The sequence below is a fragment of the Pseudomonas sp. BIC9C genome, from assembly GCF_034541995.1.
GTDB lineage: Bacteria > Pseudomonadota > Gammaproteobacteria > Pseudomonadales > Pseudomonadaceae > Aquipseudomonas > Aquipseudomonas fluorescens_CC.
On sequence record NZ_JAWDGM010000005.1, the window covers coordinates 347,430 to 366,807 of the forward strand.

At 58.5% G+C, this 19,378-nt stretch carries 15 protein-coding genes and 2 pseudogenes; 9 read left to right on the plus strand and 8 right to left on the minus strand.

The genetic code is table 11. From position 1 onward, the window contains the following. Positions 1 to 16: 16 nt before the first annotated feature. Positions 17 to 1,138: a sugar diacid recognition domain-containing protein gene (locus RS887_RS22485; RefSeq protein ID WP_322617090.1), complete on the minus strand. Its 1,122-nt coding sequence runs from the start codon at positions 1,136 to 1,138 to the stop codon at positions 17 to 19. A gap of 170 nt (positions 1,139 to 1,308) precedes the next feature. Between RS887_RS22485 and RS887_RS22490 the strand changes: the two are divergent. The 4 genes and pseudogenes from RS887_RS22490 (at position 1,309) to rarD (ending at position 6,108) form a co-directional block, all read left to right on the plus strand. Continuing rightward, a pseudogene (locus tag RS887_RS22490) lies at positions 1,309 to 2,616 on the plus strand (MFS transporter). A gap of 315 nt (positions 2,617 to 2,931) precedes the next feature. Then, positions 2,932 to 3,879 (plus strand): annotated as a pseudogene (locus RS887_RS22495) (IS110 family transposase). 123 nt (positions 3,880 to 4,002) lie between these two features. Continuing rightward, positions 4,003 to 5,013, plus strand: coding sequence for an aldo/keto reductase (locus RS887_RS22500; protein ID WP_322617091.1), 1,011 nt, complete (start codon positions 4,003 to 4,005; stop codon positions 5,011 to 5,013). A 213-nt stretch (positions 5,014 to 5,226) separates the two neighbouring features. Further along, complete coding sequence (gene rarD / locus RS887_RS22505) at positions 5,227 to 6,108, plus strand: EamA family transporter RarD (RefSeq protein ID WP_322617092.1); 882 nt, start codon at positions 5,227 to 5,229, stop codon at positions 6,106 to 6,108. A gap of 127 nt (positions 6,109 to 6,235) precedes the next feature. Here the strand turns inward: rarD and hppD are convergent, their stop codons facing one another. Together hppD and RS887_RS22515 are read right to left on the minus strand one after the other, a co-directional pair. Then, entirely contained in the window at positions 6,236 to 7,312 is a 1,077-nt protein-coding gene (gene hppD, locus RS887_RS22510; protein WP_008020954.1) for a 4-hydroxyphenylpyruvate dioxygenase, read from the minus strand. 251 nt (positions 7,313 to 7,563) lie between these two features. Beyond that, positions 7,564 to 8,508, minus strand: coding sequence for a DMT family transporter (locus tag RS887_RS22515; RefSeq protein ID WP_322617093.1), 945 nt, complete (start codon positions 8,506 to 8,508; stop codon positions 7,564 to 7,566). A gap of 78 nt (positions 8,509 to 8,586) precedes the next feature. On the opposite strand from RS887_RS22515, the gene RS887_RS22520 reads away from it, so the two are divergent. The 3 genes from RS887_RS22520 to RS887_RS22530 all read left to right on the plus strand — a co-directional run bounded on the left by RS887_RS22520 (position 8,587) and on the right by RS887_RS22530 (position 11,703). Further along, positions 8,587 to 9,459 carry a LysR family transcriptional regulator gene (locus tag RS887_RS22520; protein ID WP_322617094.1) on the plus strand — a complete coding sequence of 291 codons (873 nt, stop codon included), beginning with the start codon at positions 8,587 to 8,589 and terminating at the stop codon, positions 9,457 to 9,459. 112 nt (positions 9,460 to 9,571) lie between these two features. Continuing rightward, positions 9,572 to 11,104: an EAL domain-containing protein gene (locus RS887_RS22525; RefSeq protein ID WP_322617095.1), complete on the plus strand. Its 1,533-nt coding sequence runs from the start codon at positions 9,572 to 9,574 to the stop codon at positions 11,102 to 11,104. Positions 11,105 to 11,337: 233 nt separating this feature from the next. Next, positions 11,338 to 11,703: a histone-like nucleoid-structuring protein, MvaT/MvaU family gene (locus RS887_RS22530; protein ID WP_322617096.1), complete on the plus strand. Its 366-nt coding sequence runs from the start codon at positions 11,338 to 11,340 to the stop codon at positions 11,701 to 11,703. Between the two features lie 163 nt (positions 11,704 to 11,866). Here RS887_RS22530 and RS887_RS22535 read toward each other — a convergent pair whose 3' ends face one another. Continuing rightward, the gene (locus tag RS887_RS22535) at positions 11,867 to 12,385 is read right to left on the minus strand and encodes a DUF4946 domain-containing protein (RefSeq protein ID WP_322617097.1); all 519 of its coding nucleotides are present in this window, start codon (positions 12,383 to 12,385) and stop codon (positions 11,867 to 11,869) included. Between the two features lie 144 nt (positions 12,386 to 12,529). Here RS887_RS22535 and gloA point away from each other — a divergent pair, with 144 nt between their 5' ends. Then, entirely contained in the window at positions 12,530 to 13,051 is a 522-nt protein-coding gene (gene gloA, locus RS887_RS22540) for a lactoylglutathione lyase (protein WP_322617098.1), read from the plus strand. Between the two features lie 227 nt (positions 13,052 to 13,278). Here gloA and ahpF read toward each other — a convergent pair whose 3' ends face one another. From ahpF to RS887_RS22560, 3 genes are all read right to left on the minus strand, one after another. After that, positions 13,279 to 14,841, minus strand: coding sequence for an alkyl hydroperoxide reductase subunit F (gene ahpF, locus RS887_RS22550; protein ID WP_322617099.1), 1,563 nt, complete (start codon positions 14,839 to 14,841; stop codon positions 13,279 to 13,281). 139 nt (positions 14,842 to 14,980) lie between these two features. Next, positions 14,981 to 15,544, minus strand: a complete 564-nt coding sequence (gene ahpC / locus RS887_RS22555) for an alkyl hydroperoxide reductase subunit C (RefSeq protein WP_007975937.1) — start codon at positions 15,542 to 15,544, stop codon at positions 14,981 to 14,983. A gap of 139 nt (positions 15,545 to 15,683) precedes the next feature. Beyond that, positions 15,684 to 16,622: a site-specific integrase gene (locus tag RS887_RS22560; RefSeq protein WP_322617100.1), complete on the minus strand. Its 939-nt coding sequence runs from the start codon at positions 16,620 to 16,622 to the stop codon at positions 15,684 to 15,686. A 292-nt stretch (positions 16,623 to 16,914) separates the two neighbouring features. On the opposite strand from RS887_RS22560, the gene RS887_RS22565 reads away from it, so the two are divergent. After that, a complete protein-coding gene (locus RS887_RS22565; RefSeq protein ID WP_322617101.1) occupies positions 16,915 to 17,925 on the plus strand; it encodes a DNA-binding protein in 1,011 nt (336 codons plus the stop codon). On the opposite strand, the gene gorA is transcribed toward RS887_RS22565, so the two are convergent. After that, a complete protein-coding gene (gene gorA, locus RS887_RS22570; protein ID WP_322617102.1) occupies positions 17,922 to 19,280 on the minus strand; it encodes a glutathione-disulfide reductase in 1,359 nt (452 codons plus the stop codon). The genes RS887_RS22565 and gorA overlap by 4 nt on opposite strands. Positions 19,281 to 19,378 lie beyond the last annotated feature (98 nt).

Genomic DNA, 19,378 nt, shown 5'->3' on the forward strand with positions numbered 1-19,378 from the left:
ACAGGAGAATTGTGTGTCATGGACTTGTGTCGGTCTGGGGTAGCAGTTGCACGCCAAGGTAGAGGGCGAGCATGCCGTCCAGTCGCAGTGGATCAACCCCGCTCAGCTCGGCAATCCGCTCCATGCGATAACGCAGGCTGTTGCGATGAATCCCCAGCGCATCGGCGCAAGCCTGGCTCTGGCCGTCGTGTTCACACCAGCTGCGCAGGGTCGCCAGCAACTGACCGTTGCTGTCCTTGGCAATGACCTTGCGCAGCGGGTTGAGCAATTCGTCGAGGGCGTCGTCGTTGCGATGGCGCCAGAGCATCACCGGCAGCCGATAGCGGTTCAGCGTCAACAACCGGGAGTGCGGCAATACCTCGCGCCCGTAGGCCAGCAAGTCACCAACCCGACGATAGCAGCGACGCAACCCCGCCAACCCGTCGGCCTGCCCACCCACGGCGATACGCAGGATGTTCCAGCCCAGGCCGTCGAGTTTATCCAGCAAGCGCTCGTTCTCGACCGACTGGCCGGCCGGCCGGCACCAGAGCAATGAGGTTTTGGCCGAGCTCACGCACCAACTGTCGGGATGACGGGTCGTCAACCAGGCACTCAATGCCTCGACGGTTTGCCCCGGTGCGTGTTCCAGGCCCAGTTCGAACAAGTACGGTACCCGGGTCATTTGTGGCTTGAGGCCCAACTGCTGTGCTTCATCGACCAGTCGTGGAGAGTCCCCGGCTTCGCTCAGCAGCAGCGCCAGCAAGTCATCGCAACGTTGGCGCCGCCATTGTTGCTCGGCCTGCTGGTTGCGCTGGCCCACCAGCATCTCGGCGGTCATGCGCACCAGTTCGGCGTAGGTGCGCAGCTGCTCGGGCTCGCCGGTGATGCCCAGCACGCCGATCAGGCGCTGATCGAGCATCAGCGGCAGGTTGATGCCCGGCTGCACACCCTTGAGATGAATCGCTGTCTGCGCATCGATCTCCACCACGCGACCGTTGGCCAGCACCAGTTGCGCGCCTTCATGCCGGGTGTTGACCCGCTCCGGTTCACCACTGCCCAGGATCAAGCCCTGGCTGTCCATGACGTTAACGTTGTACGGCAGAATGGCCATCGCCCGGTCGACGATGTCCTGGGCCAGGTCGTGATCGAGTTCGAACATGCAAATGATCCTTGAAGACGGTGATGGAACGGGTTGTTCACCCGCACAGGCCTTGGTGGCAAACCCTGTGCTCAGGCACAAAGACAGCCACCCTGAGGGTGGTCGAGACTCTCAGGGCGATCAACGTTACCCTTTGCATCGCAAAAAATCATAATAAAGAGAGAGCCGCCATGACACAGAGCGCCGTAGCGTCCGACGCCATCGCTGACGACAAAAACGCCGTCTACAAGCGCATTACCCTGCGTTTGATTCCCTTCATTTTCATCTGCTACCTGTTCAACTACCTCGACCGGGTCAACGTCGGCTTCGCCAAGTTGCAGATGCTCGACGCGCTGAAGTTCAGCGAAACCGTGTACGGCCTCGGTGCCGGCATCTTCTTTATCGGATACGTGCTGTGCGGTGTACCAAGCAACCTTGCCCTGACCAGATTCGGCCCGCGCCGCTGGATCGCGCTGATGATGATCGCCTGGGGCACACTGTCGACCTGCCTGCTGTTCGTCACCACGCCGACCGAGTTCTACACCTTGCGCCTGTTCACCGGCGCGGCCGAAGCCGGGTTCTTCCCGGGTGTGGTGCTGTACCTCTCGCAGTGGTTCCCGACCTTCCGCCGTGGCCGCATCATGGCGCTGTTCATGTCGGCGATCCCGGTTTCCGGCCTGCTCGGCAGTCCGTTCTCCGGCTGGATCCTCAACCACTTCGCCGCGGGCCAGGGTGGTTTGGCGGGCTGGCAGTGGATGTTCCTGCTGCAAGGCATTCCGACCGTGATCCTCGGTACGCTGGCTTATTTCCTGCTCAGCGACAGTTACGCCAATGCGAAATGGCTGACCCCATTCGAGCGTTCGGTGCTGGAAGCCGACCACGCTGAAGACCTGGCCAACAAACCGAAAACCACCACCGATTCGCTGCTGGCAGTGTTCAAGAACCCGGCGATCTGGGCCTTCGGCCTGATCTACTTCTGTATCCAGAGTGGCGTCTATGCGATCAATTTCTGGTTGCCATCGATCATCAGAACCTGGGCTTCAGCGATAACCTGGTGATCGGCTGGCTCAGTGCGATTCCGTACCTGCTGGCAGCGCTGTTCATGTTGTTTGTCGGCCGCTCGGCGGACCTGCGCAAGAGCGCCGCTGGCATTGGTGGTGCCGATGTTGATGGGCGCGCTGGGGCTGCTGATCGCGGTGAACTTCGCCGCCAACCCGGCCATGGCGATTCTCGGCCTGACCATCGCCACCATGGGCGCCCTCACCGGCCTGCCGATGTTCTGGCCGGTGCCGACCGCCCTGCTCAGTGCGGGCGCGGCCGCCGGTGGCCTGGCGCTGATCAACTCGATGGGGCAAATGGCCGGCTTCCTCAGCCCGTACCTGGTGGGTTGGGTCAAAGACAGCACTGGCTCCACGGATGCGGCGTTGTATCTGCTGGCGGGTGTGATTGTGTGCGGGAGTTTGCTGGCGTTGCGCATGACCCGGACCCTGCGCGCCTGATCAACACAAATCCCTGTGGGAGCGAGCTTGCTCGCGATGACGGACTGTCAGTCAACACAGATGTTGAATGTAAAACCGCTATCGTCGGATCGCCGCCCGGACCAAGCTCGCTTGTATGGTAGGACTTGAAGGGGGGAGGAGGGACAAGGCTCGATTCTGACTGTTGACGCAGTACAGACTGTGGGAGAGTTCGCCCCTCCTCCTTTCACCCAAGCGCCGATAAAGAATGCATCTGGCCTAGACCGACGATAGGAACAAGCCTGCGCCCCTGGGTGAGCCCTTCAAGTGCTTAAAACCATATCCGGAGGAAATCCTATGGCAATGCCGGTCCCTGCCTCAAAAACCGATCGTGGGCGTGGATGTCAGCCAGCATGAGCTGGTGATCTATCACGCCGAACTGGACCTGCTCGAACCAATTCCCAACAACAAAACCGCCATCAATAAGTGGTTGAAGGCCTTGCCGAGCACGGTGGCCATTGCCAGTGAAGCCACCAATATCTACCACTTGAGTTTGCGGATCTGGCCTACGAAGCTGGCTGCATGATTTACATGGTGGGAGGCTACGAGCTCAAACATTACCGCGAAGGCGTGAAGATCCGTGCCAAAACCGATGCACTGGATGCCAAGCTGCTTGCTCGCTATCTGAAGACAGAGCACGAAGAGCTTCACCCGTGGACCCCGCCGTCACCGCTGTACCGCCAGCTCTTGAGCCTTTTCCGCCGCCGCGCCGCTCTGGTCAGGCACGGGTCGGTCTGGTGCAAAGCTGGGCCAATGAGCCGCTGCTCAAGACCGCTTTTGCCGAACAGGTGAAAGTCCATGCAGCAGCTTGAGACGCTGATCGAGAAGACGATCAACGATCAGCTCAAAGAAGCCGGTTTACTCGCTCAGTTGAAGCGCTGCCTGAAAGTTGAAGGCATTGGTTTTTGACCGGAGCCCGCTTGATCACGGCATTTCAGCGCGGTGACTTCCGAAACGCGGATGCCTTCGTCGCCTTTCTGGGAATGGATTTGCGGGTGTTGAAATCAGGGCAAAAAAGACGGCCGCCGGAGTTTGACTAAACGTGGTGATCCAGAGGCCCGCCGGCTTCTGCACAACTGCGGCCATGTCGGCCAGCCGTACGGCAGCCTGGAAAGGTTTTACGAAGAACAAAGAGCTCGAGGCTTCAGCACCACTCAGGCACTGGTCATGCTGGCCCGCAAGCTTGCTCGGGTCGTATTCGCCCTGCTCAAGGGGCAGAGCGAATACCAAGCAAAAGTCAGTTGAGGCCTTTACCTCAACCATAGAATCTCCCACAGTTTGATCCCGGCGTGTTCGATATTTCGATTTGCCCCATGGGATGGTTCTGGTATCTGATTGAGCCTTTCCCACTGGTAAAAGGATTTGCTCATGAGCTATCGCACACTGGGTCAATCGGGCCTGCAGGTTTCCACCCTGACCCTGGGTACCATGATGTTTGGCGAACAGACCAGCACCGAAGATTCCCTGCGGATCATCGACAAGGCCTGGGACCAGGGCATCAACTTCATTGACACCGCCGACGTCTACACCAATGGCCGTTCCGAGGAGATCGTCGGTGAGGCCATCGCCAGCCGTCGCCATGAGTGGGTGCTGGCGACCAAGGTCGGCTTCGGTCCCGTGGACGGCGTCCCCAACCGCAGCGGCCTGAGCCGCAAGCACATCTTCAACGGCATCGATGCCAGCCTGACGCGCCTGGGCACCGACTACCTCGACATTTATTACCTGCACCGCGAAGACCACAATACGCCGCTGGATGTCACGGTGTCGGCCATCGGCGATCTGATTCGCCAGGGCAAGGTCCGTTATTGGGGCCTGTCGAACTACCGTGGCTGGCGCATCGCCGAAGTCATCCGCGTGGCCGACAAACTGGGCGTTGACCGCCCGGTGATCAGCCAGCCGCTGTACAACATCGTCAACCGCCAGGCTGAAACCGAGCAGATCACGGCTGCGCAAAGCTACGGTCTCGGCGTGGTGCCCTACAGCCCGCTGGCGCGCGGGGTGCTCAGCGGCAAATACGCGCCGGACGTGAAACCGGATGCCAACAGCCGCGCCGGACGGGCAGACAAACGCATCCTTGAAACCGAATGGCGCGTCGAGTCCCTGCGCATCGCCCAGCAAATCCAGCAATACACTCAGGAACGCGGCGTAGGCATCGTCGAGTTCGCGATTGCCTGGGTGCTTAACAACAGCGCCGTTACCTCAGCCATTGTCGGGCCGCGTACCGAAGCGCAGTGGGATGCCTACACTAAGGCGCAGGCGGTGGAGATTACGTCCGAAGACGAGGCGTTCATCGATTCGCTGGTAACGCCGGGGCATGCGTCGACACCGGGGTTCAATGATGTGAGCCATTTTGTCTCCGGCCGCAGACCGCTTAACTGAAGAAACATAAACCATTGTAGGAGCGAGCTTGCTCGCGATGGTGGTCAACGATAACGCGGGGGAGCCTGCATGCCCGCGGTGTCTGGTCGTTCATCGCGAGCAAGCTCGCTCCTACAGGGTGGATGTTGCAAATATTGATCAGTTGGTCGGTATTCACCACAAAAACCACGTATCCTCCGCACCCCGTTTCACGTTCGACCTCGCGAGGACAGCTTGTCTAAAGGTATCGCTCTTTCGGTTTCAGCCTCGGTGCTGTTTGCCGTCATGTATTACTACACATCGCTGCTCACCCCCTTGAACGGTGTGGAAATCTTCGGTTGGCGCATGCTGCTGACCGTGCCGTGCATGACCGTGTTCATGGTGTTGTCCGGGGAATGGAAGCGCGTGCTGGAGATCGTTCGGCGCGTCATTGCCAATCCGAAGCTGATGGGCGCGCTGATCGCCTCGTCCGCCCTGCTCGGCGTGCAATTGTGGTTGTTCATGTGGGCGCCGCTGAACGGCTACAGCCTGGATGTGTCTCTCGGTTATTTCCTGCTGCCGCTGACCATGGTCCTGACCGGGCGTATCGCCTATGGCGAACGCTTGTCCTATCTGCAAAAAGTCGCCGTGGTGTTCGCCTGCCTCGGCGTGATCAACGAGGTGTATCAGGTCGGTGGTTTTTCCTGGGCGACCTTGCTGGTCTGCGTGGGTTATCCAACCTACTTCGTGCTGCGCAAACGGCTGGCCGCGGACAATCTCGGCGGCTTGTGGCTGGACATGGCGTTGACGCTGCCGGTGGCGCTCTGGTTCGTTCAGAGCGGTGCGCAAGGTTTCGCAGTGTTTGACCAGCATCCATGGTTGTCGCTGCTGATCCCGATGCTGGGCGTGATCAGTGCGTCAGCGCTGGTGGTCTACATCATTGCCAGTCGCCTGTTGCCGTTCAGCCTGTTCGGCTTGTTGAGCTACGTCGAACCGGTGTTGCTGCTGGGTGTGGCGCTGTTGTTGGGAGAGAGCATCAAGGCCGGCGAATGGCTGACCTACATCCCGATCTGGATGGCCGTGCTGGTGCTGGTGTTTGAAGGGTTCAAGCATCTGGTCCGGCAACGCAGACCTTAAGCAAACGCAAAACAAATGTGGGAGCGGGCTTGCTCGCGAAAGCGGTGTATCAGTCAGCATTAATGGCGACTGGCACTCCGTCTTCGCGAGCAAGCCCGCTCCCACAGTTTTTTACCGCGTCAACGGCTTAGTCGGTGGAGAGAACACCACGACGAACCTGGTCACGCTCGATCGATTCGAACAGTGCCTTGAAGTTGCCTTCGCCGAAACCATCGTCGCCCTTGCGCTGGATGAACTCGAAGAACACCGGCCCCATCAGGGTTTCCGAGAAGATCTGCAACAGCAGGCGCTTGTCGCCCGACTCGGAGGAACCATCCAGCAGGATGCCCCGTGCCTGCAGTTCGCCCACCGGCTCGCCGTGATTAGGCAAACGGCCTTCGAGCATTTCATAGTAGGTGTCCGGCGGCGCGGTCATGAAGCGCATGCCGATGCTTTTCAGATGGTCCCAGGTTTTGATCAGGTCATCGGACAGGAAAGCAACGTGCTGGATGCCCTCGCCGTTGAACTGCATCAGGAACTCTTCGATCTGCCCGGCGCCCTTGGACGACTCTTCGTTCAACGGAATGCGGATCATGCCATCGGGTGCGGTCATGGCCTTGGAGGTCAGGCCGGTGTACTCGCCCTTGATGTCGAAGTAGCGGATTTCGCGGAAATTGAACAGCTTCTCGTAGAAGTTGGCCCAGTAGGCCATGCGACCGCGATACACATTGTGGGTCAGGTGATCGATGATCTTCAGGCCAGCACCGACCGGGTGGCGGTCAACGCCTTCGAGGAACACGAAGTCGATGTCATAGATCGAGTTGCCTTCACCGAAACGGTCGATCAGGTACAGCGGCGCACCACCGATACCTTTGATCGCCGGCAGGTTCAGTTCCATCGGGCCGGTTTCAATGTGGATCGGCTGGGCGCCGAGTTCCAGGGCGCGCTTGTAGGCTTTTTGCGAATCCTTGACGCGAAACGCCATGCCACACACCGACGGACCGTGCTCGGCCGCGAAGTACGAGGCCACGCTGTGGGGTTCATTGTTGAGGATCAGGTTGATCGCGCCCTGGCGGTACAGGTGCACGTCCTTGGAGCGGTGGGTCGCCACCTTGGTGAAGCCCATGATCTCGAAGATCGGCTCCAGGGTATTGGGGGTCGGCGATGCGAGCTCGATGAATTCAAAGCCCATCAGGCCCATTGGGTTTTCGTATAAATCTGCCATGGTTGGCGCCTCATCATTTTTTTATCAATTAACAAAGGTTAGTTGTAAACAATGCTGAGACCAGTGGGTGGCGCACAGGAGATGCCCCGCACACTGCGGGCGAGAAAATCACCGTAGATCAGTTGAAACCCGAATATCTTCATTATCGACCCAAGGCTCTTGCGGGCGAGGCTTCTGCTGCCAGAAGACGATTATTATTCTATGCGTAACCTGATTCTACACAGCGTAAATCGGTTTGTCCGCCTTCTGTATCAAATCCCCTTTTTCCTTGCCCACGCAAGGGGTTTATTGCAGAGAAAAATCCCCGCCAGTATCAGCCCGCCACCCAGGCACATGGCCAGCGTCAGCGGCTCATCCAGCAGCAGCGCGCCAAGGATCACCGCCGTCAACGGGTTCAGGGCAATGAACACCCCGGAACGCGTCGCACCGATTTTGCGAATGCCGTCGTAATAGCCAATGTACGCCAGTGCCGATCCCAGTACGCCCAGGTACAAAAGACTCAACCATTGCTGCGCACCCAGGTGGGCGATCGCGACAACACTCACCTCACCACGGACGATGCAGGTCATCCAGAGCATGGCGGTGCCCAGCAGAATCGAATACGTCACCGTTTGCACCGGCCCCAGGGTCTGGTTCAGTTCTTTGGAGCACAGCGAGTAGATACCCCAGCCGAGGACACAGCCGAAAATCAGCAGATCGCCGAGCCAGGCATCGGCACCACCGGCCAACAATTGCGGATTGCGACTGACGATCACCAGGCTCGCGCCGGCGATGCAGATCGCAATGCCGACCACTTTCGCCCGGTTCAAGCGCTCCTTGAACAGCAGCCAGGAAGCCAGGCCGATCACGGCCGGGTTCAGTGCCACGATCAAGGATGCCCGTGAGGCGTTGATGTAATGCAAGCCATAAAAGAAGCACAGGTTGTAAAAAAAGATCCCGAAAAAGCCAAGCAATGACAATTGCAGCCACTGCCGGGCGTTGGGCCGGACCAGCGGTACCCGCGCCAGGCGTACAAACAGCAGCAATGCCACGCTGGCCATCAGGAAGCGCAGGCTGGCAGCCAGCAGCGGACTGAGGCTGCCGGCCAGATAGCGTCCGGCAACGAAGGTGCCACCCCACACCATGGTGACCGCCGCCAGCTTTAGATACACCGGCAGATCCGAGGGTTTTGACAGGGTTTGCTCGCAGATCGTCATAAGATTCCAGGGCCGGATGTCGGGAAGATGACGTATCATTCGACTAATACACAGTCATTGTAAAATGAGTAAATACTCATGACCCTCACTCAACTGGAAATTTTCTCCCTCGTGGCCGAACTCCACAGCTTCACGGCAGCGGCCAATCGCCTCGGTATTTCCCAATCGGCGGTGTCCCATGCCTTGAAGTCCCTGGAGCTGGAATTGGGTGTCGAGTTGTTGCGCCGGCATCAATCCCTGGTCGAGCCAAGCGACATTGGCCAACAGTTGTTGCTGCGTGCCCGAGCGATGCTGGGCCTGGCCAACACCCTGCGCCAGGAGGCGGCCGATGCGAGGGGCATGAAACGCGGCACGCTGCGCATCGGCTCCTTCGGCCCGACCTCATCGGTCAAGTTGCTGCCGTTGATTCTGCAGCAGTACCGCGCAGCCCATCCCGGCATCGAGGTGCATATCGACGAAGGCCCCGACCGCCAGGTAATCCAGTGGCTGGAGGAACGACGGATCGACATCGGCTTTGTGGTGTTACCCGAGGAGCGTTTCGACACGGTCGCGCTGATCGAAGACCAGATGGTCGCGCTGCTGCCCGCTGGCCACCCGCTGGCGGCATACGACAGCCTGGACCTGAAGGACCTGTGTCACGCGCCGTTTGTGCTGACCGAGGCCGGCTCTTCGGAGCTGGTTTCACGCCTGTTCACCGCGGCCCGACTGACGCCCAACATCCGTTATCGCTGCTCGCAGTTGATGAGCACCCTGGATGTTGTCGCGCGTAGCGACGGGGTGACGGTGGTTGCCGAAGGTTCATTGCCCAATCCAATTGACAGCCGCTGCGTGAAAAAACCGCTGTCGCCGGCGGTGCTGCGCCAGGTCGGCCTGGCGGTACTCGATCGACGCCAGGCATCACCCGCGACGCGGGCCTTTATCGAACTGGCCGAAAGCCTTGACTTCCATTGAGCGGCATAACCGCCAGGGGCCAACTATCATGGCCCATACCCGAACGCTTCATGGGAGGCGTATTGCCCTGCCAGCGTTTGAGAGCCCTACTTTTTCGTGACAGGATTCGCGAATGCCACTGAAAGCCAAAACCCGCAGTCGCGGTACAAGAATTGCTGTCACCCTGATCAGTGGATTGCTCCCGGTGTTGCTGGGGACCGCCATTCTTTACATGCAAGCAGGGCGTGCGCTCAAACAGGACAGCGAACAAACCGCCGAAGAAGCGATTCGCCAGTTCGACTTGATGCTCGACAACAACTCCCAGGCCGCTCGCGAACTGCTGCCGCTGTCTGGCCAAAGTTGTGGTGACGTCAACCTGGCTCTGCGCGAGCAGGTCACTCGCCGCCCATTCGTGCGCTCGACCAGTCTGGTGTGGGACAACAACCTCTATTGCAGCTCTTTGTTCGGCGACTACCAGGAGAAGGTCAACCCCGGTGACTACACCCAGGGCGCCTTGTGGCTCATGCATGGCAACCTGGTGACACCCGACACCGCCTTGCTGGTGTACCGGCTGAGCGATGGGAAAAAAGGCGCGCTGACGACCCTCGATGGTTATCACTTGAGCAACATTCTACGCCTGATCGGTCGCAAGACCTTGCTGTTGCTGCAGGTTGGCCCGGACTGGATGTCCGTCGATGACAAGGTTCACACTGGTGCCGCGCCTGAAATGCCCATTGCCCAGAGCCGTTTGACCTCCGAGCGCTATGCATTTGCCGTGCAAGCCGGTTTCCCCGAAGGCGAAACCTGGCGATACATGAGCAGCGAGTATCCGCCGCTGTTCAGCCTGCTGATTTTCTTCGGTGTGATTGCCGGGTCAATCGGTCATTTCCTGCAAAAGCGCTCATCGGCACCCACCCAGGAAATGCAACGGGCACTGGAAGCCGTAGAGTTCATTCCCTATTTCCAGCCCGTGGTGCATGGCGACAGCAAAAGCTGGTCCGGCGCTGAAGTGCTGATGCGCTGGAAACATCCGAAGGAAGGCCTGGTGCGTCCGGATCTGTTCATCCCGTTTGCCGAGCACTGCGGACTGATCGTGCCGATGACCCGCTCGCTGATGCGGCAAACCGCTGCCCTGCTCGCCCCGCAATCCGCCAGATTCAACAAACCCTTTCACATTGGCATCAACATCACCGCCAGCCATTGCCAGAACCTGGAACTGGTCAAGGATTGTCGCGAGTTTCTCGATGCGTTCGAACCGGGCTCGATCCATCTGGTGCTGGAACTGACCGAGCGCGAACTGATCGAGCCCACGGCTATCACCCTGCAACTGTTCGAGCAACTTCGCGAACTGGGCGTGAAAATCGCCATTGACGATTTTGGCACGGGTCACTCGAGCCTTGGCTACCTGCGGCAGTTCAATGTGGACTTCCTGAAAATCGACCAGAGTTTTGTCGCCATGATCGGTATCGACACACTCTCGAGCCACATCCTCGACAGCATCATCGAACTGGCAGTCAAACTCGACCTTGCCCTGGTGGCCGAAGGTGTCGAGACCCGTGAGCAGAGTGATTACCTGAGCGTTCATCAGGTCAACTTCCTGCAAGGTTATCTGTTCGGCAAACCCATGCCCGGCGCGGAATTCATTAGTGCATTAAGCGACCATTAACTCGCGAATTTAATCGATAAAACAATGCTTACACGCACAAATTTGAATCAAAACACTACTGACGTTACATGAAAAAAAAGACAGGATTTACTCTTGGCCAATTAACTACTACAATTTTTCATGCCTGCACTGGATTTGCAGGTGAGCCACTATCACCGAGTCGCTTCAAGGCTCTTGGCTTATAGCTTTGTTTGCGGTTGGTATCAGCCAAACACACTATTGGAGTAAAGATATTGTCCAGACTCGCTGAATTTCGTGCAGCCGAAAAGGCCCTTCAAGAACAGCTCAAGCAGTTGGAATCCCTGAAGAACGATGCCGGGCTCAAGAAAGAAATCGAATTCGAAGAGAAGCTCCAGGGCTTGATGAAAACCTATGGCAAGAGCCTGCGCGACATCATCGCCATTCTCGATCCCAACCCGGCAAAATCCGGCCTGCAGCATGCAGCAGCGCCTAAAACCCGCCGCGCCCGTGTGGTCAAGGTTTATCAGAACCCGCACACCGGCGAGCTGATTGAAACCAAGGGCGGCAACCACCGCGGCCTGAAAGCCTGGAAAGAACAGTACGGTGCAGCCACCGTTGACTCCTGGTTGCGCGGCTAACTCTCGCGGTGACAAAAAAGCCCTGCCTAAGCAGGGCTTTTTCATGGGCTATCTAAATGCCCGGGGCGGGCACCGGACAATTACCTGACTGCCAACTACTTTGTGCTTAATCCATTTGGATATCTAAAATTTTCTTCATGCATCGAAAAAGCACTGTCGCCAACTAAAGTTTCAAGCTGTTACGGGCGGCTTCTATTTCTTCCTGACTCGCCTTATAAGCCTCGGCCTGCCCTGCGTAGGAAAGAACATAAGCCTTATCGGCATCCACCGCGGCCACCAATGTTTGGGAAAGCACGTGCCTGCCGTTTTGCGTGACGGTGCAGGTTGTTTCCAGCGCGGCCAATCGACTCAACGTAGTCGAATGAATTCGCGTACAGACACTTTGATACCCGCCCTGAAAGAAGTCTTTTTGTACTGACTTGCGCATCTCCAGCAACACGCCTTCGAGGTTTACCTGATGATCGCCTTGCACCGGGCTCATGGTCAGCTCCATCACCATGAGCGGCGATCCATTCTGATCATTTTTCACCGCACGCTGGCGACTGCCCCCCGAGGGCGATTCAGGCACGGCCTCCATCTGCCAGCCTTGGGGCCAGGTCATTACGGGCGCATCGGCACGAGCAGCGCCGGCCACCGAAAGCACACCTAGCAGAATGAACTGCAGTTTACGGGATCGAATCATTGCAATGGACACTCACGGATCAAGCCGTAAAGTCTGGGCCCAGGCCGGCTGTCAGGCAATAGCCGACCGTTTGGGTTTGGTGATGTCCCGACCCTTGCGTATCATTGTCGCCATTCGATAGCCCACATGTTTCCCGGAGGGCCCATGAGCCTGCACGAACTGAATACCTTCCCTGGCGTCACCGCCCAACCAGACGCCGCTACGCAGAAATTCGTCTTCAACCACACCATGCTGCGGGTCAAGGACATCACCAAGTCCCTGGACTTCTACACACGCGTTCTGGGTTTTACACTGGTGGAAAAACGCGACTTCCCGGAAGCCGAGTTCAGCCTGTACTTCCTGGCGCTGATCGACAAAAAACAGATCCCGGCCGATGCCGCCGCGCGCACCGAGTGGATGAAATCGATCCCCGGCATTCTGGAACTGACCCACAACCATGGCACAGAGAACGATCCGGATTTCGCCTACCACAATGGCAATACCGACCCGCGCGGTTTCGGCCACATCTGCATCTCGGTACCGGATATCGTCGCCGCTTGCGAGCGCTTTGAAGCACTGGGCTGCGACTTCCAGAAACGCTTGAGCGATGGTCGCATGAAGAGCCTGGCGTTCATCAAGGACCCGGACGCCTACTGGGTCGAGATCATCCAGCCTGCGCCACTGTAAGCGCAGCACAAATCCCGCTTTTCTTGATGTGCTTACAACACAAAACCCCATGATCAATCATGGGGTTTTGCGTTTTCAGCGCCGGCGGCCGATGCCCCCCCCTGTAGGAGCGAGCTTGCTCGCGATGGTCGTCAACGATAACGCTGGATGGCAGGTGCCCCGCAGCGTTCTCAGATTCATCGCGAGCGAGCTCGCTCCTACAGGTTTTGCGTTTTCAGCGCCGGGCTTTATGCCGGCGCTGAAGTGCGGATCAGGTGATCGAAAGCGCTGAGAGAAGCTTTGGCACCCTCGCCCACCGCGATCACGATCTGCTTGTATGGCACAGTGGTCACGTCGCCGGCAGCGAACACACCCGGCACCGAAGTTTCACCGCGAGCGTCGACGATGATCTCGCCACGGGGCGACAACTCAATGGTGCCTTTGAGCCAATCGGTGTTCGGCAGCAGACCGATCTGCACGAAGATCCCTTCCAGTTCCACGCTGCGCAACTCGTCGCTCTGACGATCCTTGTAGCGCAGGCCGTTGACCTTCTGACCGTCGCCGGTGACTTCAGTGGTTTGTGCACTGGTGATCACGGTGACGTTGGGCAGGCTGTGCAACTTGCGCTGCAATACCGCATCGGCACGTAACTGCACATCGAACTCCAGCAACGTGACATGGGACACGATACCGGCCAGGTCGATGGCCGCCTCGACGCCGGAGTTGCCGCCACCAATCACCGCCACACGCTTGCCCTTGAACAGCGGGCCATCGCAGTGCGGGCAGTACGCAACGCCTTTGTTGCGGTATTCCTGCTCGCCCGGCACGCTCATCTCTCTCCAGCGCGCACCGGTGGCCAGAATCACGGTTTTGGCTTTGAGCGATGCGCCGCTGGCGAAATGAATCTGGTGCAGCTCGCCGTTTTTTCCAGGGACCAATTTGTCGGCACGCTGCAGGTTCATGATGTCCACATCGTACTGCTTGACGTGCTCTTCCAGGGCCACGGCCAGCTTCGGGCCTTCGGTTTCCTGCACCGAGATGAAGTTCTCGATGGCCATGGTGTCCAGCACCTGACCACCAAAACGTTCGGCCGCGACACCGGTGCGAATGCCTTTGCGGGCCGCATAGATTGCCGCCGAAGCACCGGCCGGGCCACCGCCAACCACCAGCACATCAAAGGCTTCCTTGGCGCTGATTTTCTCGGCCTGGCGTTCGATGCCGCTGGTGTCGATCTTGGCGAGAATTTCTTCCAGCCCCATGCGGCCCTGGCCGAAATTCACACCGTTCAGGTAAATGCTTGGCACGGCCATAATCTGACGATCGTCGACCTCGGCCTGGAACAGCGCACCGTCAATGGCGACGTGGCGGATGTTCGGATTCAGTACCGCCATCAGGTTCAGCGCCTGGACCACGTCCGGGCAGTTCTGGCACGACAGCGAGAAGTAGGTCTCGAAGTTGAACTCGCCCTTGAGCGAGCGGATCTGTTCGATCACTTCGGCGCTGGCTTTGGACGGGTGACCGCCGACTTGCAGCAAGGCCAGCACCAAGGACGTGAATTCATGGCCCATCGGGATGCCGGCGAAACGCAGGCTGATATCGGCCCCGGGGCGATTGATCGAAAACGATGGCTTGCGTGCATCATCACCGTTGTCGAGCAAGGTAATCTGAGTGGAAAGACTGGCAACGTCTTTCAGCAGTTCGAGCATTTCCTGGGATTTCGCACCGTCGTCGAGGGATGCAACGATCTCGATCGGCTGAGTGACCCGTTCCAGGTACGATTTCAACTGGGCTTTAAGATTGGCGTCCAACATACGGGCGATTTCCTTTTTGCTGATTCATTTAGAGCAGACATAAAAAAACACCCGAGCGAATCTCGCCCGGGCGTTTTTATTGGGCGGTGCAGCTTACTGAGTAGGCGCGGAGTTCCGCCCCGATGGTGCGATCACAGACTTAGATCTTGCCGACCAGGTCCAGGGACGGAGCCAGAGTGGCCTCGCCTTCTTTCCACTTGGCCGGGCAAACCTGGCCCGGGTGAGCAGCGACGTACTGGGCAGCCTTGATTTTGCGCAGCAGCTCGGAAGCGTCACGGCCTACACCGCCATCGTTCAGTTCAACGATCTTGATCTGGCCTTCAGGGTTGATCACGAAGGTGCCACGGTCAGCCAGGCCAGCTTCTTCGATCAGCACGTCGAAGTTGCGGGAGATGGCGTGGGTCGGGTCGCCGATCATGGTGTACTGGATTTTGCCGATGGCTGGCGAAGTGTTGTGCCAGGCAGCGTGGGCAAAGTGGGTATCGGTGGAAACGCTGTAGATCTCGACGCCCAGTTTCTGGAATGCGTCGTAGTTGTCAGCCAGGTCTTCCAGTTCGGTCGGGCATACGAAGGTGAAGTCTGCCGGGTAGAAGAAAACCACCGACCACTTGCCTTTCAGGTCAGCGTCCGAGACTTTTACGAAGTCGCCATTTTTGAATGCGTCAGCTTTGAACGGTTTAACTTGGCTGTTGATGATAGGCATCGTTGACTCTCCGTCAGGGGGTTAAGAAGTTGATGGAGAGAACTTTACCCACTCGTCGGACAGAAGGCTCATTGGCAAACCTCATGCTGCTGATTGGCTTTCGCTATTAGCCGACCGTATTAATAGAAGAAAACGGTATCTAGGACTCCACCGGCCTTTCTGTAATGCGCGCCATCCCGAGGAACGGACTGGCCTCGATGTAACGCATGGCCGACTTCATGTCCTTCCAGCCCACGTAACTCATGAGCGACTTCAAGTCCCAGCCACTTTGATGCGCCCAGGTCGCAAAACCGCGGCGCAAGGAGTGGCTGGTGTAGAGTTCGGCGGCAATGCCGGCGCGCTCCAGCGCCTGACGCAATAACGGAATCACGCTATTGGCGTGCAATCCCTCCTCACCCAAATGCCCCCAGCGGTCGATGCTACGAAATACCGGCCCACGCACCAGTGCCGCCTCGCTAACCCAGTCGATATAAGCCTGCACCGGACACAAACGCTGCAAGGCCGGCGTTTGATACGTCTTGCCGAGGTTGTCGCGATCACTCTTGCTGCGCGGCAGATAGAGACTGATGCCAGAACCGGCGCTGGCCTGCACGTGTTCAACCTGCAGCCGGCACAACTCATCGCTACGAAAGCCGCGCCAGAAGCCCAGCAGGATCAACGCCATGTCGCGCCTGGCCCGCAGCAAACCCGGCCGGTCGCCTTCGGCCCTGGCGGTTTGCACTTCTTGCTCCAGACAACTGACCACCTGCTCCAGATGCCGGAGCTGCAAGGGTTCGGCTTGCTTTTCCTGGGCCGGGTGCAGCGCGCGGATGCCCTTGAACACCTTGCGCACCACCGGCGCCTTGGTGGGATCGGCAAAACCCTGGCTGTTGTGCCACTGCGCCAAGGCCGACAAACGCAGTTTCAGCGTATTGATCGACAACACGCCGGCATGGGCCACCAGGTAGCGTGCGACGCTGTCACCGGTTGCCGGCAGAAAACCGCCCCATGTGACTTCGAAGTGTTCGATGGCGGCTCGATAGCTGCGGCGGGTGTTGTCGCGAGTCGCCGCTTGCAGATAGCGATCCAGATCGCTCATAGGACATGAACCTGTTTTGACCGACTGTAGGGGCGAGCTCGCTCGCGATGATCGTTAACGATAACGCTGGTTGGCAGATGCCCCGCGGCGTTCTCGGGTTTTTCGCGAGCAGGCTCGCTCCTACATGGGTATGTGTACGGAAATAGCGCGAGGAATACCTCGAAACTGTGCTAACACGGGGTAATACCAGTATATCCCGTGTCAGTTACATTCAGCATTTAACTTTTTATATTGAATGGTACAATGTGTATTTACGTGGTACGTACCACATCATCAAAACCCGAGAGAACTCATGGCACGCGGCGGTGTAAATAAAGCGGTGGTGCAAGCCGCTCGGCTGGCGATCCTCGCCCGTGGCGAAAACCCCAGCATCGATGCCGTACGGATCGAGATGGGCAATACCGGTTCGAAGACCACGATTCATCGCTACCTCAAAGAGCTTGATGACAGGAACGAACCGGCCGAAGCGCCGACGGAACCGATTGACGACGAACTGATGGCGCTGGTGGCGCGACTCGCACAACGCCTCAAGGAGCAAGCGCAGGAGCCCATCGACCAGGCGCGCGCGCAGTACGAGGAACAACGCAAGGCGCTGGAAAACCAGCTCGGCGAAGCGCAAGAGGCCAACAGCGAACTGCACCAGCAATACGAGTTTCAGAGCCTGGCGCTGACCCAGGAATCCGAGGCCCTGAAAGAAACCCGTGCCCTGCTGCAAACGGAGCAAACCCGCAACGCCGGGCTGAACCAGGCACTGGCCGACTTCGAACTGCGCTTGAAAGACAAGGACGAGCAGATTCGCTCCCTTGAAGAAAAGCACCTGCACACCCGGGACGCACTGGAGCACTACCGCAACGCGGTCAAGGAACAGCGCGAACAGGAATTGAGTCGCCATGAAGGCCAGGTGCAACAACTGCAGATGGAACTGCGTCAGGCACAACAGAGCGCACTGGTACGCCAGGATGAAATCACCCAATTGCACCGCGACAACGAACGTTTGCTGACTGAAAACCGTGGCACTCTGCGAGAGCTGAGTCTGCTGCAAGAACAGCTCAAGCAAAGCAACAGCCGTCAGGATCAGTTGCTGGAACAGGCCACCCGCGTCGACAGCGAACGCACCCTCCTCCAGGAACGCCTGCGCGTCTCCCTGCTGGAAAGCCAGGCACTCAAACAAAACGTCGATGAGCAATCGCAGCTCAACAAGTCACTGGAAATCGAGTTGGCCAAAACCCGGACAGACCTGGAAGAACGCGTACGTCTGGCCGCAACCATTGCGGCAGCGGCAGACGCAGCGAAGGACGATTAACCGGCGACCGGCGACCGCATGGTGACGAACTCTTCGGCGGCCGTCGGATGCACACCGATGGTTTCGTCGAAGTGGCGCTTGGTGGCGCCGGCCTTCAAGGCAATCGCCAGACCCTGGACGATTTCACCGGCATCCGGACCGACCATGTGGCAACCCAACACCTTGTCGGTCCCGGCGTCCACCACCAACTTCATCAGCGTGCGCTCCTGACATTCCGTCAGGGTCAGCTTCATCGGCCGGAAGCGGCTTTCGAAGATCTGTACATCGTGGCCAGCTTCGCGGGCCTCTTCCTCGGTCAAACCGACGGTGCCGATGTTTGGCAGGCTGAACACCGCCGTCGGGATCATCTTGTAATCCACCGGACGATACTGCTCCGGCTTGAACAGGCGTCGTGCAACCGCCATACCCTCTGCCAGGGCAACCGGCGTCAGTTGAACACGGCCGATCACATCGCCCAGCGCCAGGATCGACGGTTCGGCGGTCTGATACAGCTCATCGACCTCGACAAAGCCCTTCCTGTCGAGTTTGACCCCAGTGTTTTCCAACCCGAGATTGTCCACCATCGGGCGACGACCTGTGGCGTAGAACACGCAATCGGCTTCCAGCTGGCGACCATCCTTGAGTGTGACTTTCAGGCTGCCATCGGCCTGCTTGTCGATGCGCTCGATGTCCGCGTTGAATTGCAGGTCCATGCCGCGCTTGGTCAACTCTTCCTGCAAGTGCTTGCGCACGGAAGTGTCAAAGCCGCGCAGGAACAGTTCACCGCGATACAGCAGCGTGGTCTCGGCGCCGAGGCCGTGGAAGATCCCGGCGAACTCAACCGCAATGTAGCCGCCACCCACTACCAACACGCGCCTGGGCAGCGTTTTAAGGAAGAATGCCTGGTTGGAACTGATGGCATGCTCGTGCCCCGGGATTTCCGGAATCTGCGGCCAGCCGCCGGTAGCGATCAGGATGTTTTTGGCGGTAAACCGCTCACCATTGATCTCGACCTGATGCGGATCGACGATCTTCGCGTGGCCTTCATGCAAGGTCACGCCACTGCTGACCAGCAGGTTGCGATAAATGCCATTGAGGCGATTGATCTCGCGGTCCTTGTTGGCGATCAGCGTCGCCCAATCGAACTGCGCCTCATCCAGGCTCCAGCCAAAACCGGAAGACTGCTCGAAGTCTTCGGCGAAGTGCGCACCGTAGACCAGCAACTTTTTCGGCACGCAGCCGACGTTCACACAGGTACCGCCCAGGTAGCGGCTCTCGGCCACGGCCACTTTCGCACCGAACCCGGCGGCAAACCGTGCAGCCCGCACACCGCCGGAACCGGCACCAATCACGTAAAGGTCAAAATCGTAGGCCATTTTCAATCTCCTCGGCAGGTGACCAGCATACCCGCAGACATTTGTGGGGCAAGCGCTGCAGACGATATGAGGCCGGAAAATGAAAAAGCCACCCGAAG